Annotated in this window: 26 protein-coding genes; 5 read left to right on the top strand and 21 right to left on the bottom strand. The window is 45.4% G+C overall.

Annotated features, from left to right (window positions below; all coding sequences use genetic code 11):
- Positions 1–46 precede the first annotated feature (46 nt).
- The gene (locus tag BM243_RS00335; protein WP_074908795.1) at positions 47–751 is read left to right on the top strand and encodes a pseudouridine synthase; all 705 of its coding nucleotides are present in this window, start codon (positions 47–49) and stop codon (positions 749–751) included.
- A gap of 62 nt (positions 752–813) precedes the next feature.
- Here the strand turns inward: BM243_RS00335 and BM243_RS00330 are convergent, their stop codons facing one another.
- From BM243_RS00330 to BM243_RS00320, 3 genes are all read right to left on the bottom strand, one after another.
- A complete protein-coding gene (locus BM243_RS00330) occupies positions 814–1,920 on the bottom strand; it encodes a M20/M25/M40 family metallo-hydrolase (RefSeq protein WP_074908792.1) in 1,107 nt (368 codons plus the stop codon).
- An 87-nt stretch (positions 1,921–2,007) separates the two neighbouring features.
- On the bottom strand, positions 2,008–3,537 hold the full coding sequence (locus BM243_RS00325; RefSeq protein ID WP_074908789.1) for an AbgT family transporter: 1,530 nt from the start codon (positions 3,535–3,537) through the stop codon (positions 2,008–2,010).
- Between the two features lie 403 nt (positions 3,538–3,940).
- Positions 3,941–6,196: a bifunctional diguanylate cyclase/phosphodiesterase gene (locus BM243_RS00320; RefSeq protein WP_074908786.1), complete on the bottom strand. Its 2,256-nt coding sequence runs from the start codon at positions 6,194–6,196 to the stop codon at positions 3,941–3,943.
- A 579-nt stretch (positions 6,197–6,775) separates the two neighbouring features.
- Between BM243_RS00320 and BM243_RS00315 the strand changes: the two genes are divergently transcribed.
- Positions 6,776–7,258 carry a VanZ family protein gene (locus BM243_RS00315; RefSeq protein WP_074908783.1) on the top strand — a complete coding sequence of 161 codons (483 nt, stop codon included), beginning with the start codon at positions 6,776–6,778 and terminating at the stop codon, positions 7,256–7,258.
- 40 nt (positions 7,259–7,298) lie between these two features.
- Here BM243_RS00315 and BM243_RS00310 read toward each other — a convergent pair whose 3' ends face one another.
- From BM243_RS00310 to BM243_RS00300, 4 genes are all read right to left on the bottom strand, one after another.
- Positions 7,299–7,853, bottom strand: coding sequence for a TVP38/TMEM64 family protein (locus BM243_RS00310; RefSeq protein ID WP_074908781.1), 555 nt, complete (start codon positions 7,851–7,853; stop codon positions 7,299–7,301).
- A complete protein-coding gene (locus tag BM243_RS15150; RefSeq protein ID WP_177213426.1) occupies positions 7,850–8,005 on the bottom strand; it encodes a hypothetical protein in 156 nt (51 codons plus the stop codon). The genes BM243_RS00310 and BM243_RS15150 overlap by 4 nt, the downstream gene beginning before the upstream one ends.
- Positions 8,006–8,133: 128 nt before the next feature.
- Positions 8,134–9,942 (bottom strand): glycerophosphodiester phosphodiesterase family protein, encoded by a 1,809-nt coding sequence (locus tag BM243_RS00305; protein WP_143093515.1) that lies wholly within the window; start codon positions 9,940–9,942, stop codon positions 8,134–8,136.
- A 129-nt stretch (positions 9,943–10,071) separates the two neighbouring features.
- The gene (locus BM243_RS00300; RefSeq protein WP_074908775.1) at positions 10,072–10,707 is read right to left on the bottom strand and encodes a DUF2179 domain-containing protein; all 636 of its coding nucleotides are present in this window, start codon (positions 10,705–10,707) and stop codon (positions 10,072–10,074) included.
- Between the two features lie 238 nt (positions 10,708–10,945).
- Here BM243_RS00300 and BM243_RS00295 point away from each other — a divergent pair, with 238 nt between their 5' ends.
- Positions 10,946–11,581 carry an aspartate/glutamate racemase family protein gene (locus BM243_RS00295; RefSeq protein ID WP_074908772.1) on the top strand — a complete coding sequence of 212 codons (636 nt, stop codon included), beginning with the start codon at positions 10,946–10,948 and terminating at the stop codon, positions 11,579–11,581.
- A gap of 64 nt (positions 11,582–11,645) precedes the next feature.
- On the opposite strand, the gene BM243_RS00290 is transcribed toward BM243_RS00295, so the two are convergent.
- Positions 11,646–12,074: a MarR family winged helix-turn-helix transcriptional regulator gene (locus BM243_RS00290; RefSeq protein WP_074908769.1), complete on the bottom strand. Its 429-nt coding sequence runs from the start codon at positions 12,072–12,074 to the stop codon at positions 11,646–11,648.
- Between the two features lie 305 nt (positions 12,075–12,379).
- On the opposite strand from BM243_RS00290, the gene BM243_RS00285 reads away from it, so the two are divergent.
- Positions 12,380–12,670 (top strand): late competence development ComFB family protein, encoded by a 291-nt coding sequence (locus BM243_RS00285; RefSeq protein WP_074908766.1) that lies wholly within the window; start codon positions 12,380–12,382, stop codon positions 12,668–12,670.
- 67 nt (positions 12,671–12,737) lie between these two features.
- On the opposite strand, the gene chrA is transcribed toward BM243_RS00285, so the two are convergent.
- On the bottom strand, positions 12,738–13,931 hold the full coding sequence (gene chrA, locus BM243_RS00280; RefSeq protein WP_074908764.1) for a chromate efflux transporter: 1,194 nt from the start codon (positions 13,929–13,931) through the stop codon (positions 12,738–12,740).
- Between the two features lie 147 nt (positions 13,932–14,078).
- Between chrA and BM243_RS00275 the strand changes: the two genes are divergently transcribed.
- Positions 14,079–14,387, top strand: a complete 309-nt coding sequence (locus BM243_RS00275; RefSeq protein ID WP_074908761.1) for a PadR family transcriptional regulator — start codon at positions 14,079–14,081, stop codon at positions 14,385–14,387.
- A 54-nt stretch (positions 14,388–14,441) separates the two neighbouring features.
- Here the strand turns inward: BM243_RS00275 and BM243_RS00270 are convergent, their stop codons facing one another.
- The 12 genes from BM243_RS00270 to BM243_RS00215 all read right to left on the bottom strand — a co-directional run bounded on the left by BM243_RS00270 (position 14,442) and on the right by BM243_RS00215 (position 26,107).
- A complete protein-coding gene (locus BM243_RS00270; protein ID WP_074908758.1) occupies positions 14,442–15,731 on the bottom strand; it encodes a methyl-accepting chemotaxis protein in 1,290 nt (429 codons plus the stop codon).
- A 154-nt stretch (positions 15,732–15,885) separates the two neighbouring features.
- Positions 15,886–17,409, bottom strand: a complete 1,524-nt coding sequence (locus BM243_RS00265; RefSeq protein WP_074908756.1) for a sensor domain-containing diguanylate cyclase — start codon at positions 17,407–17,409, stop codon at positions 15,886–15,888.
- A gap of 138 nt (positions 17,410–17,547) precedes the next feature.
- A complete protein-coding gene (locus BM243_RS00260; protein WP_074908753.1) occupies positions 17,548–18,231 on the bottom strand; it encodes a GNAT family N-acetyltransferase in 684 nt (227 codons plus the stop codon).
- Between the two features lie 104 nt (positions 18,232–18,335).
- Entirely contained in the window at positions 18,336–18,512 is a 177-nt protein-coding gene (locus tag BM243_RS00255; RefSeq protein ID WP_083422511.1) for a FeoB-associated Cys-rich membrane protein, read from the bottom strand.
- Entirely contained in the window at positions 18,513–20,513 is a 2,001-nt protein-coding gene (gene feoB / locus BM243_RS00250) for a ferrous iron transporter B (protein ID WP_074908750.1), read from the bottom strand.
- Positions 20,514–20,605: 92 nt separating this feature from the next.
- The gene (locus tag BM243_RS15010) at positions 20,606–20,890 is read right to left on the bottom strand and encodes a FeoA family protein (protein WP_242943488.1); all 285 of its coding nucleotides are present in this window, start codon (positions 20,888–20,890) and stop codon (positions 20,606–20,608) included.
- Between the two features lie 11 nt (positions 20,891–20,901).
- Complete coding sequence (locus tag BM243_RS00240) at positions 20,902–21,291, bottom strand: metal-dependent transcriptional regulator (protein ID WP_074908748.1); 390 nt, start codon at positions 21,289–21,291, stop codon at positions 20,902–20,904.
- Between the two features lie 308 nt (positions 21,292–21,599).
- A complete protein-coding gene (locus BM243_RS00235) occupies positions 21,600–22,571 on the bottom strand; it encodes a sensor domain-containing diguanylate cyclase (protein ID WP_074908745.1) in 972 nt (323 codons plus the stop codon).
- A gap of 11 nt (positions 22,572–22,582) precedes the next feature.
- A complete protein-coding gene (locus BM243_RS00230) occupies positions 22,583–23,380 on the bottom strand; it encodes an alpha/beta fold hydrolase (protein WP_074910856.1) in 798 nt (265 codons plus the stop codon).
- Positions 23,381–23,415: 35 nt separating this feature from the next.
- The gene (locus BM243_RS00225; protein WP_074908742.1) at positions 23,416–24,009 is read right to left on the bottom strand and encodes a hypothetical protein; all 594 of its coding nucleotides are present in this window, start codon (positions 24,007–24,009) and stop codon (positions 23,416–23,418) included.
- Complete coding sequence (locus BM243_RS00220) at positions 24,010–24,882, bottom strand: hypothetical protein (RefSeq protein WP_074908740.1); 873 nt, start codon at positions 24,880–24,882, stop codon at positions 24,010–24,012.
- A gap of 10 nt (positions 24,883–24,892) precedes the next feature.
- The gene (locus BM243_RS00215) at positions 24,893–26,107 is read right to left on the bottom strand and encodes an EAL and HDOD domain-containing protein (RefSeq protein ID WP_177213425.1); all 1,215 of its coding nucleotides are present in this window, start codon (positions 26,105–26,107) and stop codon (positions 24,893–24,895) included.
- Between the last annotated feature and the right edge of the window lie 155 nt (positions 26,108–26,262).

Genomic DNA, 26,262 nt, shown 5'->3' with positions numbered 1-26,262 from the left:
ACCACATCCTGTGCTAGTATGAGAAAAGTGAAAGGGGGATGTTCCTGTGCGTATCAACAAGCTGCTCTCTAATTATGGTTACTGTTCCAGAAAACAAGTGAACCGGTACATCCGTGAAGGCGGGATTCTTGTGAACGGCGTACCCGCCACAGAAGGACAATGGGTGACGGAAGAAGACCACATCCTCTTTTTCGGTGAACCCGTAAAGAAAAAACCTTCCATTTATTTCCTCTATCATAAACCTCCGGGAATCATCTGCACTCTGGATGAGGAAGCGGTGGGCGGTCTGGCAGCCGCACTTCAACTGCCCCACTATGCATTTCCTGTGGGGAGGCTCGACAAAGATTCAGAAGGTCTCCTCATTCTCACCAATGACGGAGACCTGGCTCAGAAGCTTCTTCACGGGGAGGGTCAGGTGGAGAAGGAATATCAGGTGTGGGTGGACTCCCCCATCTCTGATGACACCCTGAAGAAGATGTCTCAGGGCGTTGACATCGGCATCGGCTTCACAAAACCATGCCAGGTAGACAGACTGGAGGAAAACAGTTTTTCCATCATCCTCACAGAAGGAATGAACCGGCAGATCCGACGGATGGCAGGCTTTTTCGGCCATGAAGTCATGAAGCTCAAAAGAATCCGGATCCTTCACCTCTCTTTGGGGGACCTGAAACCTGGTGAGATGAGAGCCCTCACAGCAAAAGAAATCAAAGATCTTTATTTTTCCACGGATTCCCTTCCCATCGAAGAATAAAAATAAACTGCAGTCTGGATATTGATATCATCCTGACTGCAGTTTTTCTGTTCCTTTGGATCTTATGCTTTTTTCATCAGTTCCAGAACAATCCTTGTGGTATCTTCCAGATCTTTAATGTGCAGATGCTCTTCCAGCGTATGGGGCTTTCTTTCTCCAATTCCCAGGTTCACAGAAGCAATACCGTTCTGGTTCAGGATGTTGGTGTCGCTTCCTCCGCCGGAAGTGGTGGTTCTGGTTCTGATGGACAGCTCTTTGCAGGCTTCCTCCACCATTCTCACTGCCTCATGGTCTGTGGGGACAGAGAATGCGCCATAGGCATTTTCCACTGAAGTGAGAACTTCTCCGCCAAACTTCTTCGCGGCTTCGACGCAGCAGGCCACCATATGGTCGCTCTGCACCTTCAGCTTCTCATCACTGAGGCTTCTGGCCTCTGCAAAGAACTTCACTTCCTTGGTGACGATGTTGGTGGGTCCTCCTCCCAGGATGGCGCCGATGTTTGCTGTGGTCTCCTCATCGATGCGGAGAAGCTTCATATTGGAAATGGCTTCAGCTGCCATCATCACTGCGCTGATGCCCTGCTCTGGTGCAACGCCCGCATGGGCCTCTCTTCCGATGAAGGTCACATCAATCTTGTTCTGCGCCGGTCCTTGCACGATGATGTCTCCCGGGTCTCCGCCACTGTCCAGCACAAAGCCCAGTTTGGACTTGAGGTTTGCGTATTCCAGGTTCTTTGCCCCGAAGAGTCCGCCTTCTTCAAAAATCGTAAAGATCACTTCGATGTCACCATGGGGAATGCCTTCTTCTTTGATGACGGTGAGCGCTTCCATCACCGCTGCAATGCCTGCTTTGTCATCTCCCCCTAAGATGGTGGTGCCATCGCTCCAGATGGTGCCGTCTTTGATCACTGGCTTGATGCCTCTGCCCGGAGAAACGGTATCCATATGGGCACTGAACAGGATGCTTCTTCTTTCTTTGTCTCCAGAAAGCTTTGCAATGAGGTTTCCAGAGTTTGAGCCTGTTTTTTCTCCAGCATCGTCCATGGTCACCTCAAGACCGAGATTGGTCAGCTCCTTCATGAGCACCAGAGCAAAGTCTCTTTCTTCTTTGGTTGGACTGTCGATTCTCACATACTTCAGAAATCTTTCCAGAAGTCTTTCTTTATTCATTCTCTACCTCCATGTGTTTTTTTTATTTTACCAGAATCCATGTTGAAAAAAATAGAGCTTACGATTACATAAGCTCTATGGTTTGTTTTATACGAACAGTCCTGCTCCAGGTCCCAGTGGCAAGCCAAGGAAGAACCAAACAACCATCATCAGTGTCCAGCCGATGAGGAACGTGATGGAGTATGGCAGCATCGTAGAAATGATGGTTCCAATACCGCTGTTTTTGTCATACTTTTTCGCGAATACTACAATCATAGCAAAGTAACTCATCAGTGGAGAAATGATATTGGTTGTGGAATCACCGATTCTAAATGCAGCCTGAGTCAGTTCTGGGCTAAGACCCAGTCTGAACATCATCGGTACAAAAATCGGAGCCATGATTGCCCACTTTGCAGAGGCGGAACCCATAAACAGGTTGATGAAAGCGGAGATCATGATAAATGCAAGGACCAGTGGCAGTCCTGTGAATCCTACGCTTTCCAGAAGGTCAGCACCTTTCACTGAAAGAATGAGACCCAGATTGGACTTTCCAAAATAGGATACAAACTGTGCAGCGAAGAACGCAAGGACCAGATATCCTCCCATGGACTTCATCGCTTCAGTCATGGACTCCACAAGATCATTGGAATCCTTGATCTTACCTACAGTTTTTCCATACACATAACCAGGGATCATGAAAACAAGAAGGATCATGAAGATCAGACCGTTGTTCATGAATTCGTTGATGGTGAGCTTTCCTGCAGCATCTGCTGTCTTCAGGATTGCATTTTCAGGAACGGTGAGGACCAGCATCACCACAGCAAAAACCACCAGGGAAATCAGAGCATTTCGAAGTCCCTTGTTTTCTGTTTCAGTAAGCTTCGCGTTGTCTGGCACATACTCCCCATCATACTTTCCAAGGTTCTTCTCTACTATCCTTTCGGTTACAACGGTACCGAGTAGGGTCAACAGGAAGGTGGAAACAAACATGAAGAAGTAGTTTGCTGTAGCAGTTACTTCATAGCTGATGCCAGCACTGGCAAGAGCCGCATTGGTCAGTCCGCCTAGAAGTGGGTCCAGAGTTCCAATGAGAAGGTTTGCGGAGAATCCAGCAGATACTCCAGCAAATGCAGCTGCAAGTCCGGCAATCGGATGTCTGCCGACGCTGGCAAACATGACCGCACCCAGTGGAATAACAACTACATATCCAGCATCGGAAGCTACGTTGGACATAACTCCGGCAAATACGATGACCGCAGTAAGAAGACTTGGATGAACACCCGTCATCAGCTTCTTAAGGCTTGCATTGATGAGTCCAGACCATTCAGCAACACCAACACCAAGCATGGCAACAAGAACAGTTCCCAGTGGCGCAAAGCCGGTGAAGTTCTTTGTGGCACTGTTGAAGATGTACTGAAGTCCAGCCCCTGAAAGCATGTTTTCAGCCATGACAGTGACTTCTTTGCCTTGTCTTGCATCAAAATAAGTGACGGTAGTACCGAGCATGTTTACGATAAATGAAATAATAACGATTGCAACGCAGAGAATGACAAAAATGATTGCTGGGTGCGGCAGTGCATTTCCTACGTTCTCGATCTTCTTTAAAAGACCATTGCTCTTTTTGTTTTCTGTAGCCATAGTTACCTCCCTAATGTTTTATTGACTTCGCCATTATAGCATTATGAAAACCTTTAACGCAACGAATTTTAAAATGTATAAGTATGTAATAAGTTTTTTTCGTAATTTTTTTGAATTTAATACGTTTTCGTTTTTATATTTTCTTATTTATTGTTAAAAAATTCATTGACAATAGGATTTCTGTTATTTTTTAGGTGCTCATTTTTCTATTATAACAAAATCTTAAATGTCATTATATAACAAAAACTGAGAGGTATCATAATTCTTCACAGATTTCCTGAATTATCCATTCATTCTGTGAATTCTAAAAATGATTTTTGCATCACTACGCGTGTTTCCGCATAAAACACAAAAACAAAGAAGACCCTCGCTTCCGACTGGTACAGTCAGAATGAGTGGTCTTCTACTGGGCCGCGGTGGCCCGCAGCACATCGATGGCTTTATTTTCTGTTAAGGGCCTGCTGAAATAGTACCCTTGCATCACTTCGCATCCATGCCGAAGCAGATACTCCCTTTGAATTCCTGTCTCCACACCCTCAGCAATGACCTGAAGCCCCAGCTTATGAGCCATGGAGATGATGTCGTTTGTGATGAGGTTTTTTTCTGTCCCCTTCACGATTTTCATGATAAAGTGTCTGTCAATCTTCACGATGTCGATGTTCAGCTCTCCAATACTTGCAAGAGAGGAGAATCCTGTACCAAAATCGTCCATGGAGACTTCGATGCCCATGGCACGAAGCTTTTCCAGCACATTGTTGATCATGGCGTAGTTCTCCAGCAGGATGGTTTCCGTAATTTCCAATTCCAAGTTTCTGGTCTCAATGCCGGTTCTTCTGACGATATCCGCCACAGTGTCGATGAAATCATCCATGAGCAGCTGGATGCCCGAAACATTCACAGCCACACGGATGTCCTTAAAGCCCATACTTACGAGCTTTCTCGTGAAGATGCAGGCTTTTTCCAAAATGGCGGTGCCCAGGGGCAGGATCAGCTGCTTCTTCTCTGCGATGTCAATGAACTCTGAAGGAGAAACAAAGCCAAGCTTTTTGGAGTTCATTCTGGCCAGTGCTTCAAAACCTACAATCTCGTTGGTTCTGGCGTTGATCTTGGGCTGGTACTCCAGATGCACAATGTCATCATGGATGTTCTTATAGGAGCGTATGAGCTCCAGCTCAATGACCTCTTCCCGCTCCACCTTGGTGCGCATCTCCGCATTGAAGATCATATGGTCTGTGACGCCATTAGCAAGATAAGTGATGGTGATGCTGGCATCTTTCATCAAATCGTCCACATTGCGGTACCTGTCTGAAATTTCAACAATCCCGATTTCCGGACGGATCTGCTTGTTCCTTTTAAGATACTCAAAGGGTCTGTCAAACACAGAAGCGATGATCTTGCTTACTTTTTCCAGATCCTTGGCATCCTGATAGTTCTCCACATAAAACACAAAACGGTCTGCGGTGAAACGGAAGAGCATCCCTTTTTTTCCTAGAGCTTCTTCCAGACGGTCAGCGATTTCTCTGATGATGAGATCCCCCACCTCAAACCCAAGAGCGATGTTGATGGTCCTGAAGTTACGCATATTGATGAGAAAGATTGCTTTGTTCTTGATCTTTCTCTGGGCGATCTTTGAGGAGAGATATTCCTTCATATAAGAATCGTTGGGAAGATTCGTTAATGGATCGTAGTAGGCAAGCTTCAGCTGACTGGCGCTCTTGTTGTATGTAATGACAATGAGCACGCCCATGACCACAATGACACTGAAAAGCACCCAGATGCCCTTGCCAATGACGCCAAAAGCTGCCGCAAGAAAGGTTTCTGTATTCTGTCCCACAGCCAAAGTTCCAATCTTCTCCCCTTCCACAAAGACCGGCACAAATACCTGGTAGGCATTTTTTCCTTCCACATCGGAGATCACATCGTACTCCTGGTTGAGATACATGGCCTGGAGCACATTTTTATCAGAAATGCTGTCTCCCACCCGATCTTTCATGGTGGACTCCAGAATCACATTGTTGTTGTCGATGAAATGGGCAAAGTCCACACTGTAGGCTTCTCCGATTTCTCCCAGAAGCTTCTCCATTTCAAAATCATTGAGAAACCCCTGTATGCTCTCCGCCAGAATCCCTACCTGATAAAAACGTCCATCGGGGAGCTTCACATAGGCATATTTATAAAGAGTGCCATTGGAGGAGTCCAGCCGGATGGGTTCTATAAAAAAACCTTCTCCACTGGTGAGGAAGCTATGGATGGGATGTCCGGCTTCTGCCTGCCATCCTGGTGCCCCTCCGGTGCTGTCAAAGAGAAGAACCCCTTCCGGAGAAAATGCGTAGAGCACATCCACATTCAGCTCTTTTGCATAGTTTGCCAGAATGTCATTGGAAAGACTTCCCGTTCTCTGACCAAGGACCGTTCCTGCGAAGGTCAGCCGGTCGTCCATCAGCGTATAGAGAAGCTCTTTCGCCTTCTCCGACTTGTGGAGGTTCTGCGAATAGACCCGGGCCACATTGAGCGCATCTGCTTTTATATAGTTATAATTGTCTTTGATCCAACTGACCATGGCGCTGTATACAATGTAAGAAAACGCCATTGTGATGACCAGGAATGGAATCACGAAATATTTCAATTCAACGGTCTTGGACTTCATTCTTTTCTTCATTCAAAACTCCAATGCGCCATTTACCTTTTGTTCAAAAAGCGCTGATCTTCTCCACTTAATTATGGAAAGATCTCTACTTCTCAATCTATCGGCAATTCGCTGCGTATTTTAACCCCAGTAGTTATAATATGTTGAATTTTGATGGTTCCATTCTATGGATTTATTAATACTTCCCGAATCTTATGGGCATTTTTTTGAAAGTCCCTGGATTCCAATAGTTATTTTACAATTCATTCACATTAGATTTGCAATTGTGATAATGAGTTATGAATTCGATATCAAAACATCTCACGGTCTCATTATACAATACTTCCCTTTTGAACAAAAGCAAAAAACATCAATCTTTGAGATGGGTTCGAAAATAATCTGTACCTTAAACCCTCATAAATAGGGCTTTTTACCTACTGTCCAAGGAAATCTCTCCTACTACAGAAGGATCTCTCACTTAAAGGAAGATCCAAGCTGGAAAGATGACATTTTCCTCTTCTCCGACACACTTTTTATTCATCTATGATAAAATAGACTTCAGTTCAAACTGTTTTACGACTGAACTGAGAAACTGACAGAGAGGATCTTACCATGAAACAAAAACTGCACCCTTACCGGAGTGTACCTGCTCTCCTCTGGATGGGTTTTATATTCTATCTTTCTTCTCAGGACGGAAACGCTTCTGGACATCTCAGTGGTGGTCTTTCCGACGTCCTTTATTCCATCCTCCAGTGGTTACGGATTCCACTTTCAGAGGAAACCTTCCATTTTATTCTAAGAAAAGGTGCACATTTTACAGCCTATCTCCTCTTGGGACTGCTCTTTGCCTTTTGGCTGGAAGCAAAAAACTTCAAGGACTATGTTCTTTGCCTCTTCTACAGCTTTTTGTATGCTTTGTCCGATGAACTTCATCAAAGATTTGTGCCTGGCCGGAGCAGGGAACTGAGAGATGTGCTCATTGACTCTTCAGGAGCGTTCACTGGACTTCTTTTCCTTTCTATTGTTCAAAGAATCCGAAGCTTCTATTCAGAGATGCATCAAGAAAAAAAGAAAAAAGCGGCAGCCATGAGGTGATTTAGCCTCCAAGCTGCCGTTTTTAATTCTTATATAAATATTATAATGGGAGTTCTTCCTTCTCTTCGGCCCTGGTGTTTTTTCTCATGATGTAATAGATGCCAATATAATAGAGGCCTTTCAGAACCAGACCGATGACAGTCCCTGTTTTCTGCGCCATGAAATCCGCTGCCATGGACACAAGAAACACCGTGATGCCCTGACCGATGGTCACAGTGATAAAGGTAGTAGTCATGTAGTCCCAAAGGGTCACACTGCTGACACCAAAAAGAAGATTTCCCACCTGAAATGGCATAAAGGGCAGCGCCCGGACAAAGAGCGCATAACTGAATCCATGGTCCTTGATCTTCTCATAGAGCTCTTCCAATGGAATCTCCCGTTCTTTTATCCTGTAGAGCTTCTCCACCCAACGGGTAGCATCACTCTTGAAGATCTTTGCCAAGCCATAGGACAAGAGCGCACTGAGAAGGCCCGATACCGTAATGAGGAGAATCCCGTCCAGCTCAAACAACAGTCCAGCAGTGGCGGCTACGGTGGACACTGGGACAAAGAAGATAAGAAGCACCGTGGCAACCCCCACAAAAAGAAGCTTCACAAACCGGGCGTCACCATGACATGAAGATCTGTAAGAAGACCCTCGGCATCGAAGATATTGAAATTTTTCAGAAGATAGGTAAAAAGCACAAAAAATGTGACCAGCACAGCCGTCTTCAAAAATCGTCCATGGGGTTTCTCTTGCATATTCATCAGACCCTTTCCTGTACGTTCATTGATTCTAGTATTTTAGCACATATTCAATCATCTGTACTGATTTTCTCTGTGTTGAGAATCCGTTTAATAATTGGAAGGAACCACTTGCTGCTTTTTTTACTGGTTTACGGGGAGACTTCCTCTTCCTCTTCCTCTTCCTCTTCCAAGGCATTCATGGAAAGCCCCAGAACTTCTGCTGTCATAGCCACATCCTTCGTGATGATCCCATCCACATCGTAGGAAAGCACCTGCTTCAGATCCTCTTCGGTTTCGATGACCCAAACAAAAACACCACGGCCAGCCTCATGGGCTCTTCTGATTAAGTTCTTCGTCAGCATGCTTTTCCGAACGGTGTAAAAATCCACCGAAAGTCCTTCCAGTCTCCCCAGGGCCGCATACATGATCTGCCCCAGCTGAATCTTCTCATCCATGGCCCGGATGGCTCTTAAAAAGTCATACTGAAAGGACTGAATGTAGGTATGTTCTTTCATCTCAAGGTCCTCCAGGATCTCCAGGATCTCTTTTGCTGTCTCCTCTTCATGGTCTTCGACTTTCACATCCAGAAGTGCGCCCCCTCTCCCCTTTACCAGAAGAAGCGCTTCTTTTAATGTTGGGATCCGCTCCCCGGTAAACGCCTCCGAGAACCCCGCGCCCACATCAAAGGCACTGAGCTCCTCATAGGTGTAAAAAGAGACTGGCTCCGGCACCCCTGCCATCCGAAGAAGCGAGGTGTCATGATGAAGGACCAGCACTCCGTCTTTTGTTCTTTGCACATCCATCTCCACCAGAGTGGCTCCCAGATCAAGGGCAGACTCTATGGCGCTTAAGGTGTTCTCCGGCGCTCTCACCGCATCTCCACGGTGTGCTGCAACATGAAGCGAACGGCCGCTGTATAAAAGAGATTCATTGATTTGGCTGTTGATGACAAATGTCCCCACGAATCCTAGAAGGAGAAATCCTAGGACCGTATAACTCTTACGAAGGGGCTTTTCAAAGAGACGCTTCTCTTTCTCCATGAGCCAGTGCCACTGCACCGTTTTAATCGGAGGCATCTCTTCCTTGTTCCGCACTTCTTTCAACTTAAAATAAAGTCTTGTCAGGTAGTGCATATTCACGGGAAACAGCACAAGGAAATAGAGAAAAAATACAGAGGCCGAGAGGGTAATGAAATACTCCCGGACTTTTCTGGAAAGGACGATGTCAAAGAGCTCTGGCAGCTGACTCAGACCATACAAAACAAGAAAAAAACCTCCTAATAAGACCCCATTCAGCACCAGTACCGATAAAACCAGTCCCAGCTTTTTCCCTTTTGTCATTTCTGCGCTGACCTTCAAGGCTTTTCTTAGCTGTTTCCGGGCAAGAAACACCTCATGGAAAGAGAAGATCCACCTAACTAGAAGATAGAAAACACCACCAAGAAGGAAGAAATACAGAAGGACCCCAAACCGGACTTCCTGAAGGTTTGTGAGAAGCAGCGGAGGCATCTCAAAAAACCGCTGCAGAAATGGACTGAGCTGCAGCTCCAGAAGGGGCAGGAGAAGAAGAAGAAAAACAAAGAGATATAAGAATTCAAAAGTAACAAGTCTCGGCAAAGCCCTGATGGACGTAAGTACTGCTTCTGTCACTGTGACTTCGATCCCTTGAATCTTCTGATAAGACAAAATCAGCTGCGTCCCCAAGATCACCAGGAGATTCAGAATGACGATGATAAAAAGCACCGACAAAACGAAAAGTCCATTTGATGAAAGAAGAATTTGAAACACATCCAGATTCAGCAGCACGCCACCCTCTGCAGATAATAAGAGTCTATTCAGGAGATAAGAAAATAATGGCACGAGAAACAGACCTGAGACCATAAAATATAAGAGACCAGAATAGATATAGTGCTTATGACTGTTCTTCAGATCTTTCAGACTTTCTAAAAATGCTCTCATGGCTCCCGCTTCCTTTCCTGTTTCTTTTCTATCTCGGTTTCTATTACTAGCATAACGCAACTTTTGATCTCTTTCTAGAAATGGAAGAAAAAAAAGAGCATCTCACAGGACAGGAGACGCTCCGCTTCGTTACTCTTCGATATTTTCCTCAGACTTCACCAGTTCTTTCACTTCCAGAACAATCTTCTCTTTTTCCTTCTTCAGCCAGGATGAGCTTTTCCCATGGGGAGATTTGGCAAAGAACTTGCCCGATTCTTTTTTCATCATCTGCTCCATGAAGCCGCCTCGGAATCTGGTGGGCTCATAGGACAGCACAAAAGCATTGGGTTCATATTCATTGATAAGAGAAAACACTTCCCCTTCCCGGCTTCTTTTGGTCAGGATGTCCAGCCTGTACCTTGCCCCATCGCGGCCTTCCCCGCTGAAGATGGTGACGCCGAAACCCGCTTCTCTCAGCGCACTCACAAAATTGTCATTCCTGTCCTTGATGTTCACTAAAAAAGAAGTGTATCCAATGGCAATCTTATTTTCAATCTGAATCCCCACAATAAGTCCCAGGGAGAATCCCACGGCATAAACCACCATCTGAAGAAGACTCTGCTCCCCAGTAAATACAATGGCCAGACCAAAGACATAAATAACGCTTTCCAGGAAACCAAACACAGCCGTCAGAAGACTCAGTTTCCTCACCATACAAATGGTCCTCAAAGCCAGCATCGGCACATAAGCCAGCTGCAGAACAAGCAGCAGAATCAGATCTTTCATATAAACACTTCCTTCCTTCTATTAAAAAAATACTTTATCATGAGAACCGTGTTTTTTCAAACATTCCATGAAAAATTAATATTTCTTCTACTTCTTCTACTTCCCTCACATTCCTATTCCATGAAAGGAGCACAACCATTCAGACTGATAAGATACCTGGAAAACAGATGCATCTACCCAGTGGACAAATAGAGAAAGTCGTGTAGAATTAAACTATTATGCAAAAAGAGGTGCTTTTATGATTGCAGTCATCGCAGGTACGCCCACAGATACCCAAATGGGCGTGGACCTTTTGAAAAAATATGGAAGAACATCCAGAGGCTACTTTGTCTCAAAAACACCGATGGAACAGAGCCTTCTCCAGGTGGTTTATCCCGAAAAACTGGAGAACCTGGTAAGACAGGTCATGACAGAGGCTAAAACCCAAGGCGCCGAAGTGCTTTATGTCTACTGCAACTCCCTGGCAGCGGCGGTAGACCTGAAAAAACTTGCAGAGGAGCTGTCCTTGCCTTTGATCACACCGCTGATGGTCTATGAAAAGATGGGCGCCAGATACCAGGCCCTTGGTGTCATTGCCGCAAACAACCAGAGCACCCATGGCATCGAGCGGGCCATACAGACAGAAAACCCAGCAGTTCATGTCATCGGCACCGGCATGCTGAAGCTGGTGAACGCTGTAGAAGAAAGACTAAAACCGGAAGAGATCCTCAGCCGGTATCAGGTAGAGGCTCTTCTGGGCTTTTATCAAAATGCAGGATGTGAAGCGGTGATCCTTGGATGCACCCACTTCTCCTACTTTTATGATGCATTATGTAAGTGCAGCCCCTTGCCTGTCATTGATCCTGGATATGAGATGATGAGGATGCTTCCCTGACCTTACCTTCTCATGGTTCTGAACTCTATGAAAAAAATAGTAAGACCTGACTTTACTTAGAAAGTCAGGTCTCTAGGTTCACAAGCATCTGCTGCAGAAGGGATCTCACTTCATCCACTTTCAGCTCTTCCATTCCTCTCGTGAGAGTTTCTTCAATCTCTCTCTGAAGTGCCGCTGCTTTTAAGGATTTTGACTTATACTCCGGCTGCAGCGAAACCAGCTTCATTCTTTTATCCAGCGGGTCCGTTTCACAACCGATATATCCTTTGATCTCCAGCCTCTTTAGAATACCAGCAATGGTTGCATGGGAGACCTGGAAATATTCCTCCAGATCTTTCTGAGCTACTTTTTCTCCAGACCGTTCATAAAGAAAAGAGAGGATCCTCCCTTGTGTCAGGGTCATATCATAATGTTTGAGCCTTTTGTTGGCTCTGCTTTCTATGGCATCCCCCACGAGCTTCAGTAAAAAATACAAGTCTTCCTTGTGCTCCATCTTTCACACCAAGGAGAACAACCTTTCCATCCAATGAGCCATCAGCATGAAAAGTGTCCACCCAAATCCCCTTTCAATCAGTTTCATTATTCCATACTATCGACTTCATTTATATTTTGTTAAGTGGTCTTTCTGAAATACTCAAGATTTCCCATTTATTTCTTTCTATTTACAAGTTTATATTGTGAAAAATCTAATTAAATGATATGTTATTTATAGTGATAAACACATATTGATGCAAAGCACACTTTGGGGGAAAGAATAGGTCTGTGCGCTGAAGCATACTTGTGAAAGGAAGGATTTTAATGCTGAAAAACCATATGGAAGTTTTAGTGGAAAGCCATCTAAAAGGACTCCTGGAACACCATGAGCACATCGCTGCTTGTGGCTGCTGTCAGCTGGATGTTCAGGCCATTGCCCTGAACAATCTGAAACCCTATTACACCCGAACAGGAAAAGGGCTCGTCTTCACGAAAATGAAGGAACTGGATCATCAGTTTCAGTCCGACATCACCCAAGCTCTCGTAAGAGCCATCCAAATGGTGGAGAATAATCCCAAGCACGAGGAAGATGTTCTGTGCAATCCCTACGAGTAAATGGAAAAGAACCTGCTGCAAAAGGACAGAGCAAAGCGCTCTGTCCTTTTGACTTGGAAAAGATTTATTAGGTCAGAAATCCCAGAAGAATCACTCCAAGGACAATGAGAGGCGCTGGAATCTTCTTCCACAGAAGAAGGAGCAGCGTTCCGCCCATGACCAGAAAGTTATCCAAAGTGAGTCCACTTTTTGTCATAAGAAGCACCGCCGCAGTCAAAATAAGACCTCCTGCCACCGCTGTAACCCCTCTTAAAAAAATTTTGATCCCCCGTATGGTCTTCAACTTCTCCCAAACCGGAATGACAAAGAAGATCAGAAGGACACCTGGAAGAAAGATCCCAACGGCACCAAGAACGCCTCCCATGACCTGGAAAAAGGCACTGCCGCCTCTGGCTGCCATCCCTCCAGCATAGGCGCTGAAACTGAACATGGGACCAGGAAGACCTTGCACCAGGCCAAACCCTGTAAGAAACTCCTGGCTTGTCATATATTCCTTCAGCTCCACCAGTTCACTGTACATGAGAGGCACCACCACCTGTCCTCCACCTATGACCAGATAACCGTACCGGTAAAAACTTTCAAAGATATCCAAAAGCACATTGTCGAAGAGCACATTTAGAAGAAGAGCGCCTGCGGCAAAGACCGAAAAAGCAATGAGATATTTCCAGGGCGGGCTGAGTTTTACACGGTTCCAGACATCTTTCTCCTTGGAGGTCAACACACTGAGGATACCACCAAAAATCAGCACTGCAGGATAGATATACGGCTCTCTCACAAGATAAGTGGACACCGCTCCAAAAATAAGAAGCATCACCGTAAAGGAATCCTTTGCCACTTTTCGGCCAATTTTATAGGCCGCCATAACAATAAAAGCCACGGCCATGGGTCCTATGTAGCGAAACCCCTCTTCAGACAAAGAAAATGCTCCTAAAATCTGACTGAGAAAGGATAAAGCGATCATAAGGATCACCACAGGGACAGCCCAGACCAGCATGGTGAGAAAGGCTAGTTTTGGTCCCCCCATTTTGTGTCCAATGGCCACAATGGTCTGGGTGCTGCTGGGACCTGGAAGAATACCCGTCAGGGCGATGAGCTCCACCAGCTCCTCTTCTGTAATATAATGTTTTTTATTGATCATCTGGTCCGTGAACACGCCATAATGAGCTTCCGGACCTCCGTAGGCCCCTAAAGAACATAAAAACACATCCCAGAGAAAGGTCCTGTAGGATACTTTTTCTTTTTTATTTACTAGTTCACTCATCTCTTTTCCTCCAATCTTCACATGGATTTAACAAAACTTCACTTGACACATGAGAACCCTTGAATCCTTCAGCCAGAAGTGGTATGATGAATTCAATATTCGATATCGGGTTTCGTTATTGATAATTATAAACAAAGGAGGACCAAAATGCAACAGAAAATCATGAGAAAATTCCTGCTGGGATTCATGCAGATTCATATTCTTCATCACGCCAAAGAAGAGCCCATCTACGGCACCTGGATGATGGAAGAGCTTCATCACCACGGGTATGACATCAGCCCCGGCACACTCTACCCTCTTCTTCATTCCATGGAAAAGTCCGGTCTGCTTCTGATGGAAGAACGGAATGTGGAAGGAAAAATCAGGAAATACTACAGAAGCACCCCCCTTGGAGAAGAGGTTCTTGTAGAAGCCAGAAAAAAAGCCTACGAGCTGTTTAAAGAGATCAAAGAGTAAAAACGTTCCAGCCACCGGAAGATTCCGGCGTCAGAACGTTTTTTCTTTTCTTATTTATTTACTTTTTTTCTTTAAATTTTCAAGGCATTCCACTACTTGTAGAGAGCTTTTCTCTATGACGGGCAGAAGCAGTATGGCCTCTTCCACCTGTCCTCTGTTGTACAGGGAGATGGCTTTTTTCGCCTGACTGTGGAGCTCTTTATGAGGGCCTTCCATTTTCTGGAAAAGGGTTCTGAGGGCAGATCCGTTTAGATCCTGAGCACCAAGCCACTTGCCGAGCCTGCAGGTGGTATGGTCTCCTACAGACGCCTCATCCATATGCACATAGCCAAGGATCATATTGTAGACTCTCCATTTCCAGAGAAGATGATCCGTTACGGTGAGATCCAGCATCACGGCACTGTCCGCATTCTTCGCAAAGGACAGCGCTTTCATTCTCAGCGCATCGATCCTCACAGAGATGTCATAGAAGGACTGTCCTGTATGATGGGTTTTTTCTTTCAGCACCGCTGCTTTGTCATGGACTTCCAGGATATTGGCAGTGATTTCCTGTGCCGTGGCGGTCTGCTCCTCCACATTGGCAGAGATGGACATGAAACTGGCACCGATGCTGTTCATGATGCCTCCGATTTCAAAGATTCCGCCTGTGGCTGCATCAATGGAAGACTTCGCCCCTTGAAAACTCTCCACCACCCGGTCAATCTCTGAGGATGCCTCATGTATTTTCCCGTTGAGGCTCTCCACGATGCTTCGGATGATGTCCACTTGCTCTTTTGTACTTTGGGCAAGCTTCTTAATCTCATCCGCCACCACTGCGAAGCCTCTGCCGTTCTCTCCTGCCCTGGCCGCTTCAATGGAAGCATTCAGGGAAAGAAGGTTCGTCTGGTCTGCCACAGACTTGATGACATTGACCAGTTCATTGATCTTCACCGTTTCCTCCGTCACTTCCACCATGATGCTTTTCACCCCATGGATCTCCTCCATGTTCTTCTCTATGCTCATAAAGGTGGTCTCCACCCGTTTTAATGCTAAGTCTGTCTCTTCCATGGCCTTTTTCATGTTGGTGCTGGAAATCTCCACATAATTGGAGATGTCTTCCGTGGCAGCAGTCATTTCCTCACTGCTGGCAGAAACGTTCCCTAAAAGGTCCGCCTGGCGCTCCGCATCCAGGATCATTTCCCGGACATAATCAAGCCTTGTCATATACTGAAGAAGATCATTGACTTCTTTCAGCATCTCCGAGATACATCTGGCATTTTCATCGGATTCTATACTTCGCGTTTCTGTCACAGGTTCAACTGAATTTAAAATAAGTTCTTTTTCTTTTTTCTTTTTCGAAAACATCGCACTTGCTCCTCTTCTTTTGGTTTTCTTCTGTTTTTAAAAACTTGGTATTCCTAATCATAATCGGCGAAAACGGCTCCAGATTAAGAGCTTCAGATATATTTCCAAAAGTAAAAGTCCGATGTTTCTGATACACCGGACTTTTATTTTTATTCTAGAAAACTGATACCTGGTTCCGCCCCAGATTTTTGGACTCATAAAGAGCTAGATCAGCTCTTTTTAAGGCATCTTCGTAGCTTCTGTCTTCAGATCTGAAAACAGTAAGCCCCATGGACAAGGTCACTTTAAGAGGTTTTTCCGAAGATTCGATGCGGATCTTCTCCACTTCCAAACTGATCTTCTCACCAAACTCTCTCAGATACTCTTCTTTCATGCCCGGAAAGACCGCAACGAACTCATCGCCTCCCCAGCGGATGAGATGATCCGTATTTCGGATCATGTGATGGATGGTCCTGGTGACTTTCTTCAGCACCTCATCTCCTATGTCATGACCGTAAGTATCATTGATGTTCTTAAACCGGTCGATATCCACCATCATCACCGCAGTGCTGCCAGGGGATCTCTGGTACTCCTGAAAGAGCTTTTCCAGATGTTTCGTGCCGCTTCTTCTGGTTTCTGCACCAGTGAGCAGATCCCGGTTCACTTCATTCAGAAGTGTCTTCTGATTCTCCATCATTCTGGCTTTTTCCAGGACCTGTATCAAAAAGAGCCCGCTGAGAAGAATCACAAGTAGGATGCCAAGGATTTGAAAAACGCTTTCGCTGGTGAGTCCTTCAATTTCTCCTGTTACTTTTTCAGTATAGGCATGGACTTCATCCACATGAACACCCATGGCGATGATCCAGTCAAAGTCCTCATACAGCTTGGCGTAGGTGATCTTTTCACCAATCTCTTCAGAGTTCAGCTTCTTGAAGTAATAATTGAAAAAATGCTCCCCGTTTTCTTTCACGCCCTGAAGCTCCTCTTCATAGGGCCGATTGCCCGCGAGATCTTCCGTATGGGTGGAAAGATAGGTCCCTTCCGTTTCCGGAAGATTCGGATGTACTCGTCGGATGGCGTACTGGTCTCCTCCCTCGAAGTTTAGCACCTCATTGACCCAGATGTAGGACTCATTAGAGAATCTGCGGTTTCGGATGGAGGCTGCTACCTCCTCCTTCACCTGATTTTCCACATAGGTTATGCTCACGCCAAAGATTCCTCTGAGACTGCCCTTTCTGACTTCTCCTTTGCTCAGGAGCGTCTCTTCCAGTTCTTCTACCACTTCAGTGGGTGTGTCCCCTTCAAGGTGCTCTGAAGCATAAAGAAGCTCGTCTGTCTCCTCGTTTATAAGCACCGCTGTCCAAAGATCCTGATTCTGGTCTCCCCGAAATCTGTTCTCGTAAAAGGAAGCAAACTCCTCCTCCGACACATAATACTCTTCGACAAATCGCCTTTGCCTTGCATCAGTGTTCAGCTGATAGACCACTTCCTTCTGTTCTCTGAGGCTGTCGATCTCCATGATGAGGTTATTTACCGTATCACTGAGAAAATCTTTTTTCAAAAGCAGGATCACTTTCTCTGTTTCGTCCAGAAAGATTTCTTTCGTCTTTTCATGAGAATACAAATGCACAAACATCACAGACGCAGCAATGACCATGAAAGCCAACACCATGATGAGGGGATACTTCTTTTTCAACATCACAACACCCTTTACCTATCTTTTGTTTCTTTACTTACTCAAATACATTCAGTTTATCCTACGGCTCCATGGTTTACAAGAATAATTCACCTTCACATTCCGAAGAGAACAGAATTCTACGTGATTAATAAGTTCTTTCTAAAAAGGGATCTCATCTTCCTCATAAGAATCAGAAAGATGGGCTTTTTCATCTCTCTTTCTTTCGAAGGAATCCTCTTCCTCCTCTATGAGCCCATCCTCATAAGCCTCTTCCCAAGTGATGCCATAGGCAGCTCCTCCACTGGTGTACCCCATGATCATATAGTGAAACTCATCGGATCCGAAGAGGTCTTCCTCATCGTACGCTCTTTCTTGGATTCTCTTGCTTTTTCTTTTTTTCCTTCTCTCCTTCCTTTCAGTTTTATCCTGCAGAAGATAGGTGGTGGGCTCTTTAGGTTTCCTTAAATAATAAGCGCCCTGTTCTAGTGTCGCTCCCATGTGCGGTGCGAAGGAAAGATCTGAAGTTGCCACCTGGATTCTTTCACAGCTGAGCCGCTCAAAGAGGCCGTAAAGAAGGCTTTTGCCGATGCCTCTTCCTCGATAAGAAGGCTTCACATACACGTCTCTCACCAAAGGTTCAAAGGGCGGATCCTCCAGCACTCTCACAAACCCTAGGAGGTTTTCCTCCTCATAAGCCACGTAGGTGACAGACTTGTTCAGGGATTGTCTTAACGTTTCTTTTGACCTGTTCTTTCGCAGTTCCCCCTTGATAAATCCCTCGGTTCTAAAAAGCTCCAGGAGCTTCTTAAAGTCCCTGTGATACTCATACTTTCTGATCACCATTGTCCTTCTCCTTTCAAAACACAATTTCCCTTCATTTTCTCATAACGACGGAGAAAAAACCACTTCTCTTCCTTTTATTAAGAGGAGAAGTGGTTTTACTTTACTTATAAGATAATCATCTTGCTTTTTGATGAGGTATTGCTGTCACAGCTTTGTGTAGCGCAGGATTTCGCATGAGCGCATCCAGAGCACTTGATGCCGTTTTTCTTGTCTCTGTATACTTTATATCCCGCCAAAAACACAATGGTCAGAATGATGCCAAGAACAATGAAATCTCCCATTTATGCCATCTCCTTTACAGGTTCTTCTATCGATCCTTCTTTTTTACGAAACATCAGGTAGACGATGACAGTAACCATGGCAAGAACTCCGAGGAGTCCTGGAAGAAAACCTGTTCCAAAGGATCCTGTTGTGAGGAGTGTGCCAACCTGGTTCACTAGAAATGCCAGGATATATCCCATGCTCAGCTGGAAGGAAACGCCAGCCAGAAGCCACTTCTTGCTTTCCATCTCTGCATTCATGGCACCGATGGCAGCAAAGCAAGGCGGCGTAAAGAGATTGAACACAAGATAAGCCAGAGCGCTGACGGTGGTGAGTCCCATGACAGACGCCACATCATTGGCTCCGGAAACCAGAACCAGCTCTTCCGTGTTGATGAAATTGGTGATGCTGTATACCACGGCCAAAGTACCTACCACATTCTCTTTTGCAATGAATCCGGTGATGGCGGCGGCAGCCAGCTGCCATGCGCCAAATCCCAGTGGAATCAGAAGGAAGGCAAAAGGCTGTGCGATGGAAGCCAGGATACTGGTGCTTTCCATCCCTTCTTCCACCATCTGGAGATTCCAGTTGAAGGTCTGCATGATGTGGATGGCGGCATTGCAGAGCAGAATGATGGTGGCCGCTCTGATAACAAAAGCTTTTCCCTGGTTCATCATGGAGACCAGAGCTCTCTTTATGCTGGGCAGCCTGTATTCTGGAAGCTCCATGATAAAGTAGGAAGTGTTCTGGGTTTCTCCTGTGATCTTCTTGATGATGAGGGCACCTAAAACAATAATGAGAATGGCCACAAAGTACATGGAAGTGCCCACCCATCCGGCATTTTTAAAGAACACACCGGAGAACAGGGCAATGACAGGAAGCTTCGCACCGCAGGGCATAAAAGGGGTAAGCATTGCTGTGGTTCTTCTCTGACGTTCATCTTTGATGGTTCTGGTGGCCATGATGCCCGGGATGGCGCATCCGGTCCCAATGACCATAGGGATGATGGACTTTCCAGAAAGACCTACTTTTTTCAGGTAGCGGTCCATGACCACAGCCACTCTGGAAAGATATCCGCAGTCATCCAAAAGGGCCAGCAGGAAGAAGAGCACCATGATGAGAGGCAAAAACCCTACCACTGCACCCACACCGCCGATGATGCCGTCCAGAAGCAGTGCACTAAGAAGTGGAGAAACATTGTCTCCCAGCATGCCTTCTACAGCGCCATAGAGCTGATCCATCCATCCGGTGAAGATGTCCGCTAGAAACGGTCCAACGGTGCTCTGGGACAGATGGAACACCAGAAACATCACCAAGGCAAATACGGGAATGCCCAGATACTTATGGGCTACAATGCGGTCTATACGGTCTGAGAGGTTCTCCTTCTCACTTTCCACTTTTCTTATTTCCACATCTCGAACCAGGGACTCCACCAGCTGGAAACGCATTTTTTCTTTTTCCTCATAGCGGTCTTCGGGAATGGCCGTGAACTCTTTCACGTTTTCAAAAGGAGCTTTCTGCACTTTTCCCTTTAAAGATGCAGCGGCTTTCAGAAGGTCCTTCAGTCCCTCTTTACGGATGGACGCTGTTTCAATGACCACACAGTGAAGCTTCTCTGAAAGCTTCTTTGTATCAATGGAAATCCCTTTTCTTCTCAAAAGGTCTCTTTTGTTCAGGGCAATGACTACAGGAATCCCAAGTTCCAGAAGCTGCGTGGTGAAAAGAAGGCTTCTGCTGATGTTTGTAGAATCAATGATGTTGATGATGGCATCTAGATTGTCATTCTTCACAAAGGAAGAAGTGATGCTCTCCTCTGAGGTGAACGGTGCAATGGAGTAGGCACCTGGAAGGTCCACTACCCGGAGCATCTCCTCTCCCTCGTAGAGCTCTTTTTTCACATTTCCTTCTTTTTTTGCCACAGTGACCCCTGGCCAGTTGCCCACATGTTCAATCTGACCCGTGATGGCATTAAATAAAGTGGTTTTTCCACTGTTTGGATTTCCCGCAAGTGCTATTCTCATGATTTCCTCCTAATTTATGTCTAGAATATAATTCCAATTGTTAGCCATGGCTAACAATTATACTGAAAATTTCTGGCGACAGAAGCGATTTTTTAAATTAAAATCGCTCTGGCCAGTTCCTTGTCAATGCTATATCTTGCACCTTTGACATGTATGATGTAATTGTCGGACAGAATGGAGATGACTGTAATCTCTTCTCCCTCATAGCAGCCCAGTGTAAAAAGAAAATCTTTCATGGCCTGGTCCTTTGTATGAACCCCTACAATCCGATAGGGCTCATTTCTCTTGGCAAAGGTGAGATTATTTTCCTGAAAGGACTGCTCCTTCCCGGCGGTTGATTTTCGGCTGAATAATTTATGTACAAAAGCCATTTCCATTTCCATTCCTCCTAGTTCTTGCTGCCTGGGTGCTTTTCTTCCTGCAGAAAGCTTTTTATTGCCTGTAGCATCTCTTCTGATATGACATGCTCCATCCTGCAGGCATTCTTGACTGCTTCATCATGGGAAAGTCCTAGGGATCTCTCAAGATAGGAGACAATCATGGCTCTCTTCTTCACCACCTCCGTGGCAACTATAATGCCTTCCGGGGTCAAGGTAATGTTTCCGTAGAGCTCTTTATGGATATATCCTTCTTTCATTAGATGATTCATGGCTTTGGTGACACTGGGTTTTGTGACTTCAAGCTCTTCCGCTACATCCACTACCCGTACATGTCCCAGTTCCTTCTCTAAAATCATGATGGTAGCCAAATACATTTCTGACGATTCTGTTAGATGCATCTTCTCCCATCCTTTATTTCTTATTGTGTTCCAAAAGTTTACCTTAGCTAACAATAATAATGTACACTTTTGTCATAATATTGTCAATAACTGTACAATCCTGTATTTTTTAAACCATAGTGGACCACTTGGAATTATGCTTTTTATCGAACTCTTTTTTGATGAACTTTTAATAATTATGATAATATTTAACGGATTATATGTAAATCGCCATTATTATTATGATATTAATTTTAAAATAGCCATTATAATGTGATAATCATTATTCATTTGATGCAATTTAAAACTCTGGAGTTTCCCCCAGAGTGCTATGGTTTCTGATTCATTTCATCAAAGTGCATCACGCAGTCTCTGCCGCGTCTTTTCGCCTCATATAAGGCCATATCCGCCTTTACAATGAGCTTGTCTGGGTCATCTCCCTCCATCCAGGTGGAGAGGCCGAAGCTTGCTGTGACCTTCAGTCCTCCATAGGTTCTTCCCGCCATAGACAAGCGGAAGGCCTCCATTTGATTTTTGGACTCTTCTCTAGATAAGGACCTCAGAAGAAGAATGAACTCTTCTCCCCCAAACCGAGCCACAATATGATCCTTTCCAAAAAACGATGTCAGATGCTCTGAAAAAGAACACAGCACCACATCCCCTTTGTGGTGTCCATACAGATCATTCACCGCTTTGAAGTAATCGAGATCCAGTATACAAACAGAAAACGTCAGTGGTTCCTTCAGAGCTCTCTGAGACGTCAGATGAATCTCCTCCATGAAGGCACGTCGGTTCAGGATTCCTGTGAGAGGATCTTGCCTGGAGATTTCCTGAAGAGTTCTGTACATTTCTTCCAGCTCTTCCTGTTTCTTCAAAAGCTCCTCATGTAGGAGGATCTTTTCTTCCAGTGCCGTTTCCAGCTTTTTGTTGATGGTTTTGATTTCTTTCAGATATTCCCGCCTGGTTTCCATGGGAAGGATGATACAGTCGATCACAGCTTCATCCCCCAGATAGAACCTCTTTGCATTAAACATCACCGGCACCCCATGTCCATCTTTTTTCCGGAGGCTGAGATAAATCTCCTGACAGTACCCTTCCAGCTGGATTTTCGGGTATAGCATCGAATAAAAATAAAACTGGGCACTGGTGCTGAGGAGCAGTTCAAACTCCCTGCCAAGGAGCTCCTCTTCTTTCTCGTATCCCAGAAGGGCTAAGAGGGACTGGTTCACAGATCGTATTTCTGATCTGCTGTTTAGGGTTAGAATGCCGCAAACGGCTTCATTCCATCGTCTCTTTTCCATTCAAACCTCACTTACAGATATTTCAAGATGGCTGCAGCAGTTTCCTCCGGATGGCTGATGTGAGGATAGTGCCCCCTGGCCGAAAGAAGATGAAGGGTACTGCCGGGAATCTTACGATGCATGTACTCCGCAACTTCCATGGGTACAAAGCTGTCCTTGGCACACTGTAAAATGATGATCTCACAAGGCACATTGAGAAGTTCACTCCGATGGTCCAAAAGCAGTGTGACTTTTAAAAAGTGATAAGTGAATTTTGGATGGGATGCTCTGAAACGTTCTTCCACATAAGCGGTATGCTCTGCACCTTCTGATTCCGGCAGCGCCGCTCTTGAAATGTAGCTGGCCCATCCCAGGAAGTTCTCTTCCATGAGATCCAGCACCTGATAGATTTCTTCTTCGGTGAATCCGCCAAAATACCCAGGAATGTCATTTTTATACCGTGGAGAGGCTCCAATCATGAACACCTTCTTCACACGGCCTTCTGCAGCCTTTGAAAGGAGGAGACCAATGAGTCCACCGACGGAATGTCCCACGATGGTCACATTCTGATAGTCGAATGCCTTCAGTATTTCCAATAGATCCTCCACGTACCCTTGCAGCGTCGCATATTTTTTCACATCATATGCTGTGTAATCAGAAGCGCCGCATCCTGCCAGGTCCAGAAACACCAGCTTATATTCCTGCCGGAAGGAGTCTTTGATCCACTGCCAGGTCTCCTTGCTCGATGCGAATCCATGGAGAAACAAAAGGATCTCTTCCCCCTCCCCTTCTTCATGAATGGCAAATCGGTTCTTCAGTTCTTCTCTCATGTGTGCTCCTTTCTTTTGTGTGCTTTCTTCCAGATTCATCCTTGGTTCATAGGAGAGGTTTCCTCTTCCGCTTCTCTTGCTTCAAGTCCTCTTCCCTCCTCTTCTCTACGCAGCTGTGCGAAAATGCTCATGAGATAGATCCGCATGAGGATGAATAAGAGAACTAAGAAGGACAGGAAGGAGGTCAGATACAGCACCGATGCTGCAAAATAAAGACCCGTCTGGACCGCCAACAGCACGGTTACTTTTCTCTGTAAAGAACGCTTCCGCTCTCCTTCCTCCTGCTGGCCATCATGTTCCAGAGAAAAGGCATAGCCTCCAAGTACATGATAGAAGAAAAGCAGCTCCAGAACGCCAAAAAGAAGCGGTCCAAAGAAGGTAAATGGGGCAAAAGCCGTCTGCCCCATAAAAAAGAACAGGCTCTCCACCAAGCTGAGCACACCTAAAACAGCAGCCATGTGCTTTGCATTCTGAAAGGAAGAGATGCCATGCCGGTCAAAGAGCATGGTGCTGGCACTAGCCATGAGAAAGTAGCCTACAAAGTTTGGCAGAATCTGAAGAGGTCCCAGATTGATATGGAATGTAAGGATAAAAATCCCCCAGAAAATTTTGCGGTAAGATTCTCCCATCTAGATCTCCCCCCTTTCTATTAGATATTGTATGATGTCGAAGGTCTCCAGGTTCATAAGTCTTTCATGGACCATCTCCACCCTGAAGCTCTTTTCCTCCATGGTGGTGTCCATATAGTGGAATCTTGGAGAAATACGGAAGATGACATAGCGATCAGCGCCCTTTGTCTCCAGGCCTTCGGCCTTGAAGCTCAAAGCTTCTCCGGATCTTATCGAAAGAGCCATATCTTTCTCCAGTTTTACCCCATTGAGGCTCAGCTGAAAGTACTCATCTGCCTCGTCCAGAAGAGATGAGGATGCTCCAAGAATCTTAAATTCTCTATTGGCTCTGCCTTCACGGATCTCCTCCCGGTCACTGCTGCTGGAACTGCTGAAAATCCCTACAGGGTCTTCCTGGTCCATCTTTACAGGAAAAAGCACCAGTTTGCCCAGATCTGTTTCCAGCACACTGTCATCATTGAAGTGAAGTTTTACTTTGGTCAGGGCCAGTTCTTCTTCCAGAACAGACTCAAGAGTCATATGAAACTCATAAGTTGTCTTCCGATAAGGCCCAACCCCTCCCCCCATCTCTTCTGTACCCTGAAAGGTCCAGAATCCGGAGTTCCATGGACTGATGAGATGCACCTGAACTTCTTCTGCTTCGGGAAAGCTGAGAAAAAGCAGCTTCCTCTCATCTGTTCTGTTCTGCAGAAGATCCAGGGTGAAATACTCTCCTTTCATGCCCCGGTCCTGTGGAAACAAGGGCAGCTCCATATACTGGTGAAACACCACCGGCTTTTCCAATGTAATCTTCAGCGCTATGGCACTGAAGATTACAACCAAAATACCAAGGCTTATCAAAGAACCAATAAGCACAGTTCTACTCTTTTCCATTAAACCCTCCTCAATCATACAGAAGCTCCATGACTTCCTTCGCCCATCGCACTGCTTTCATATAGTACCCATACACTTCTTCCTCTTTTACGTTCATCACACTGGCCAGAAGATCCAGTTTCTGCCACTCCCCCCGCTCTTGAGATTCGATGATCTGCCTGATCAGGGAAAGTTCTCCCTGGGAATGAAGGAGGGCAGAAGAGACTCTCGGTGAAAGATTCACGCCTTTCAGCGCTTCCTCCATATCCATATCAAGAAGTGCATCTAAGGTACTGAAAAGCCCCATCATGGACGCCTCATATCTGGCATTTTTCAGGTGCGTGGATACAGCAATCTCTTCAGCCAGTTTCGACCGGATGAGGGAGACATAGACCAGCTCCTTGGGCTTTTCTGAACCCAGGTCCTGTATCATAAGGATTCTGATCCACCGGTCCAGCTCTTTCAGTCCCATATAGCTTAAGGCTTTTTTAATCGAATACACCAGATCTCCTTGAGATTTCTCCTTGATCACCCGCAGCAGTTTATAAGAAAGAGCCACATCTTTCTCGATGATTTCTGCGAGAACCTGAAAAGAAGGCTCTTCTTTCTGAAGTTCTTTGAATATCCTGAGATACTGATTCTGAGTGCTGGCTCTCACTGCTTTGTTTTTGCCCACAATGGTGGGTCTGGAGAAGAAAAACCCCTGGAAAAGTTTGAATCCCATGGACTTGGCCAGAAGAAACTCCGATTCTGTCTCCACTTTTTCTGCCAGAAGTATCTTTCCTTCAGAAAGAGCATCCCGTACACTCTCCCGGATGGACTCCAAAGGTGTCCGTATAAGATCAAACTTGATGATCTTTGCATATTCTTTCAAAGGATACCCTTTGTAGTCTTCCTGAAAGTCATCCAGGGCAATCTCATATCCTGCGCTTTTCAGCTCCTTCATTCTGTTTTTGATGGAATCGTTCACTTCTACAGTTTCCAGAAGTTCAATGACAAGGGTATCCTTATTTATAAGTTCCAGCACATCGGACGTGAGAAGCTCTTCATTGAAATTGATGAACGCTCTTTTATTGTCCACTATGGTGGAAAACCCTTCTTCCATGAGACCTGAAATCACACTGGCTGTGGCGGAGGTAGCTGAAAGCCCATCATAAGCTACAGACTCCTTTTTCGCACGAAAAAGAAGCTCATATCCGTACACATCCATATTCACTTTGAAAATCGGCTGTCTTGCAATATACATCGTATCCCCCAATACCATACTGTCAGGAAGCTCCTGGCCTTTGGAGCTGGTGCTCCTCCTGTATTCTGTTCCATGTTTTCAATTGATTTCATTATATCAGCAGCGCCATCCATTTGCTATCGGATGTATTCTTTTCTGATACCTTCTCGCACAAT

Origin of the sequence: Proteiniclasticum ruminis, assembly GCF_900115135.1 — a bacterium.
Classification (GTDB): domain Bacteria; phylum Bacillota; class Clostridia; order Clostridiales; family Clostridiaceae; genus Proteiniclasticum; species Proteiniclasticum ruminis_A.
This window is presented reverse-complemented; position numbering and strand designations above follow the sequence as displayed.

What these genes read in the sequence shown, in the direction of transcription:
- BM243_RS00240 (WP_074908748.1), bottom strand. Translation starts at nt 21,291, where the DNA reads ATGCATCTAACAGAATCGTCAGAAATGTATTTGGCTACCATCATGATT.
- BM243_RS00295 (WP_074908772.1), top strand. Translation starts at nt 10,946, where the DNA reads ATGATTGCAGTCATCGCAGGTACGCCCACAGATACCCAAATGGGCGTG.
- BM243_RS00230 (WP_074910856.1), bottom strand. Translation starts at nt 23,380, where the DNA reads ATGAGAGAAGAACTGAAGAACCGATTTGCCATTCATGAAGAAGGGGAG.
- feoB (WP_074908750.1), bottom strand. Translation starts at nt 20,513, where the DNA reads ATGAGAATAGCACTTGCGGGAAATCCAAACAGTGGAAAAACCACTTTA.
- BM243_RS00315 (WP_074908783.1), top strand. Translation starts at nt 6,776, where the DNA reads ATGAAACAAAAACTGCACCCTTACCGGAGTGTACCTGCTCTCCTCTGG.
- BM243_RS00320 (WP_074908786.1), bottom strand. Translation starts at nt 6,196, where the DNA reads ATGAAGAAAAGAATGAAGTCCAAGACCGTTGAATTGAAATATTTCGTG.
- BM243_RS00220 (WP_074908740.1), bottom strand. Translation starts at nt 24,882, where the DNA reads ATGGAAAAGAGTAGAACTGTGCTTATTGGTTCTTTGATAAGCCTTGGT.
- chrA (WP_074908764.1), bottom strand. Translation starts at nt 13,931, where the DNA reads ATGAGTGAACTAGTAAATAAAAAAGAAAAAGTATCCTACAGGACCTTT.
- BM243_RS00265 (WP_074908756.1), bottom strand. Translation starts at nt 17,409, where the DNA reads ATGTTGAAAAAGAAGTATCCCCTCATCATGGTGTTGGCTTTCATGGTC.
- BM243_RS00300 (WP_074908775.1), bottom strand. Translation starts at nt 10,707, where the DNA reads ATGAAAGATCTGATTCTGCTGCTTGTTCTGCAGCTGGCTTATGTGCCG.
- BM243_RS15150 (WP_177213426.1), bottom strand. Translation starts at nt 8,005, where the DNA reads ATGAATATGCAAGAGAAACCCCATGGACGATTTTTGAAGACGGCTGTG.
- BM243_RS00225 (WP_074908742.1), bottom strand. Translation starts at nt 24,009, where the DNA reads ATGGGAGAATCTTACCGCAAAATTTTCTGGGGGATTTTTATCCTTACA.
- BM243_RS00330 (WP_074908792.1), bottom strand. Translation starts at nt 1,920, where the DNA reads ATGAATAAAGAAAGACTTCTGGAAAGATTTCTGAAGTATGTGAGAATC.
- BM243_RS00260 (WP_074908753.1), bottom strand. Translation starts at nt 18,231, where the DNA reads ATGGTGATCAGAAAGTATGAGTATCACAGGGACTTTAAGAAGCTCCTG.
- BM243_RS00290 (WP_074908769.1), bottom strand. Translation starts at nt 12,074, where the DNA reads ATGGAGCACAAGGAAGACTTGTATTTTTTACTGAAGCTCGTGGGGGAT.
- BM243_RS15010 (WP_242943488.1), bottom strand. Translation starts at nt 20,890, where the DNA reads ATGGAAATGGCTTTTGTACATAAATTATTCAGCCGAAAATCAACCGCC.
- BM243_RS00305 (WP_143093515.1), bottom strand. Translation starts at nt 9,942, where the DNA reads ATGAGAGCATTTTTAGAAAGTCTGAAAGATCTGAAGAACAGTCATAAG.
- BM243_RS00325 (WP_074908789.1), bottom strand. Translation starts at nt 3,537, where the DNA reads ATGGCTACAGAAAACAAAAAGAGCAATGGTCTTTTAAAGAAGATCGAG.
- BM243_RS00270 (WP_074908758.1), bottom strand. Translation starts at nt 15,731, where the DNA reads ATGTTTTCGAAAAAGAAAAAAGAAAAAGAACTTATTTTAAATTCAGTT.
- BM243_RS00255 (WP_083422511.1), bottom strand. Translation starts at nt 18,512, where the DNA reads ATGGGAGATTTCATTGTTCTTGGCATCATTCTGACCATTGTGTTTTTG.
- BM243_RS00235 (WP_074908745.1), bottom strand. Translation starts at nt 22,571, where the DNA reads ATGGAAAAGAGACGATGGAATGAAGCCGTTTGCGGCATTCTAACCCTA.
- BM243_RS00215 (WP_177213425.1), bottom strand. Translation starts at nt 26,107, where the DNA reads ATGTATATTGCAAGACAGCCGATTTTCAAAGTGAATATGGATGTGTAC.
- BM243_RS00275 (WP_074908761.1), top strand. Translation starts at nt 14,079, where the DNA reads ATGCAACAGAAAATCATGAGAAAATTCCTGCTGGGATTCATGCAGATT.
- BM243_RS00285 (WP_074908766.1), top strand. Translation starts at nt 12,380, where the DNA reads ATGCTGAAAAACCATATGGAAGTTTTAGTGGAAAGCCATCTAAAAGGA.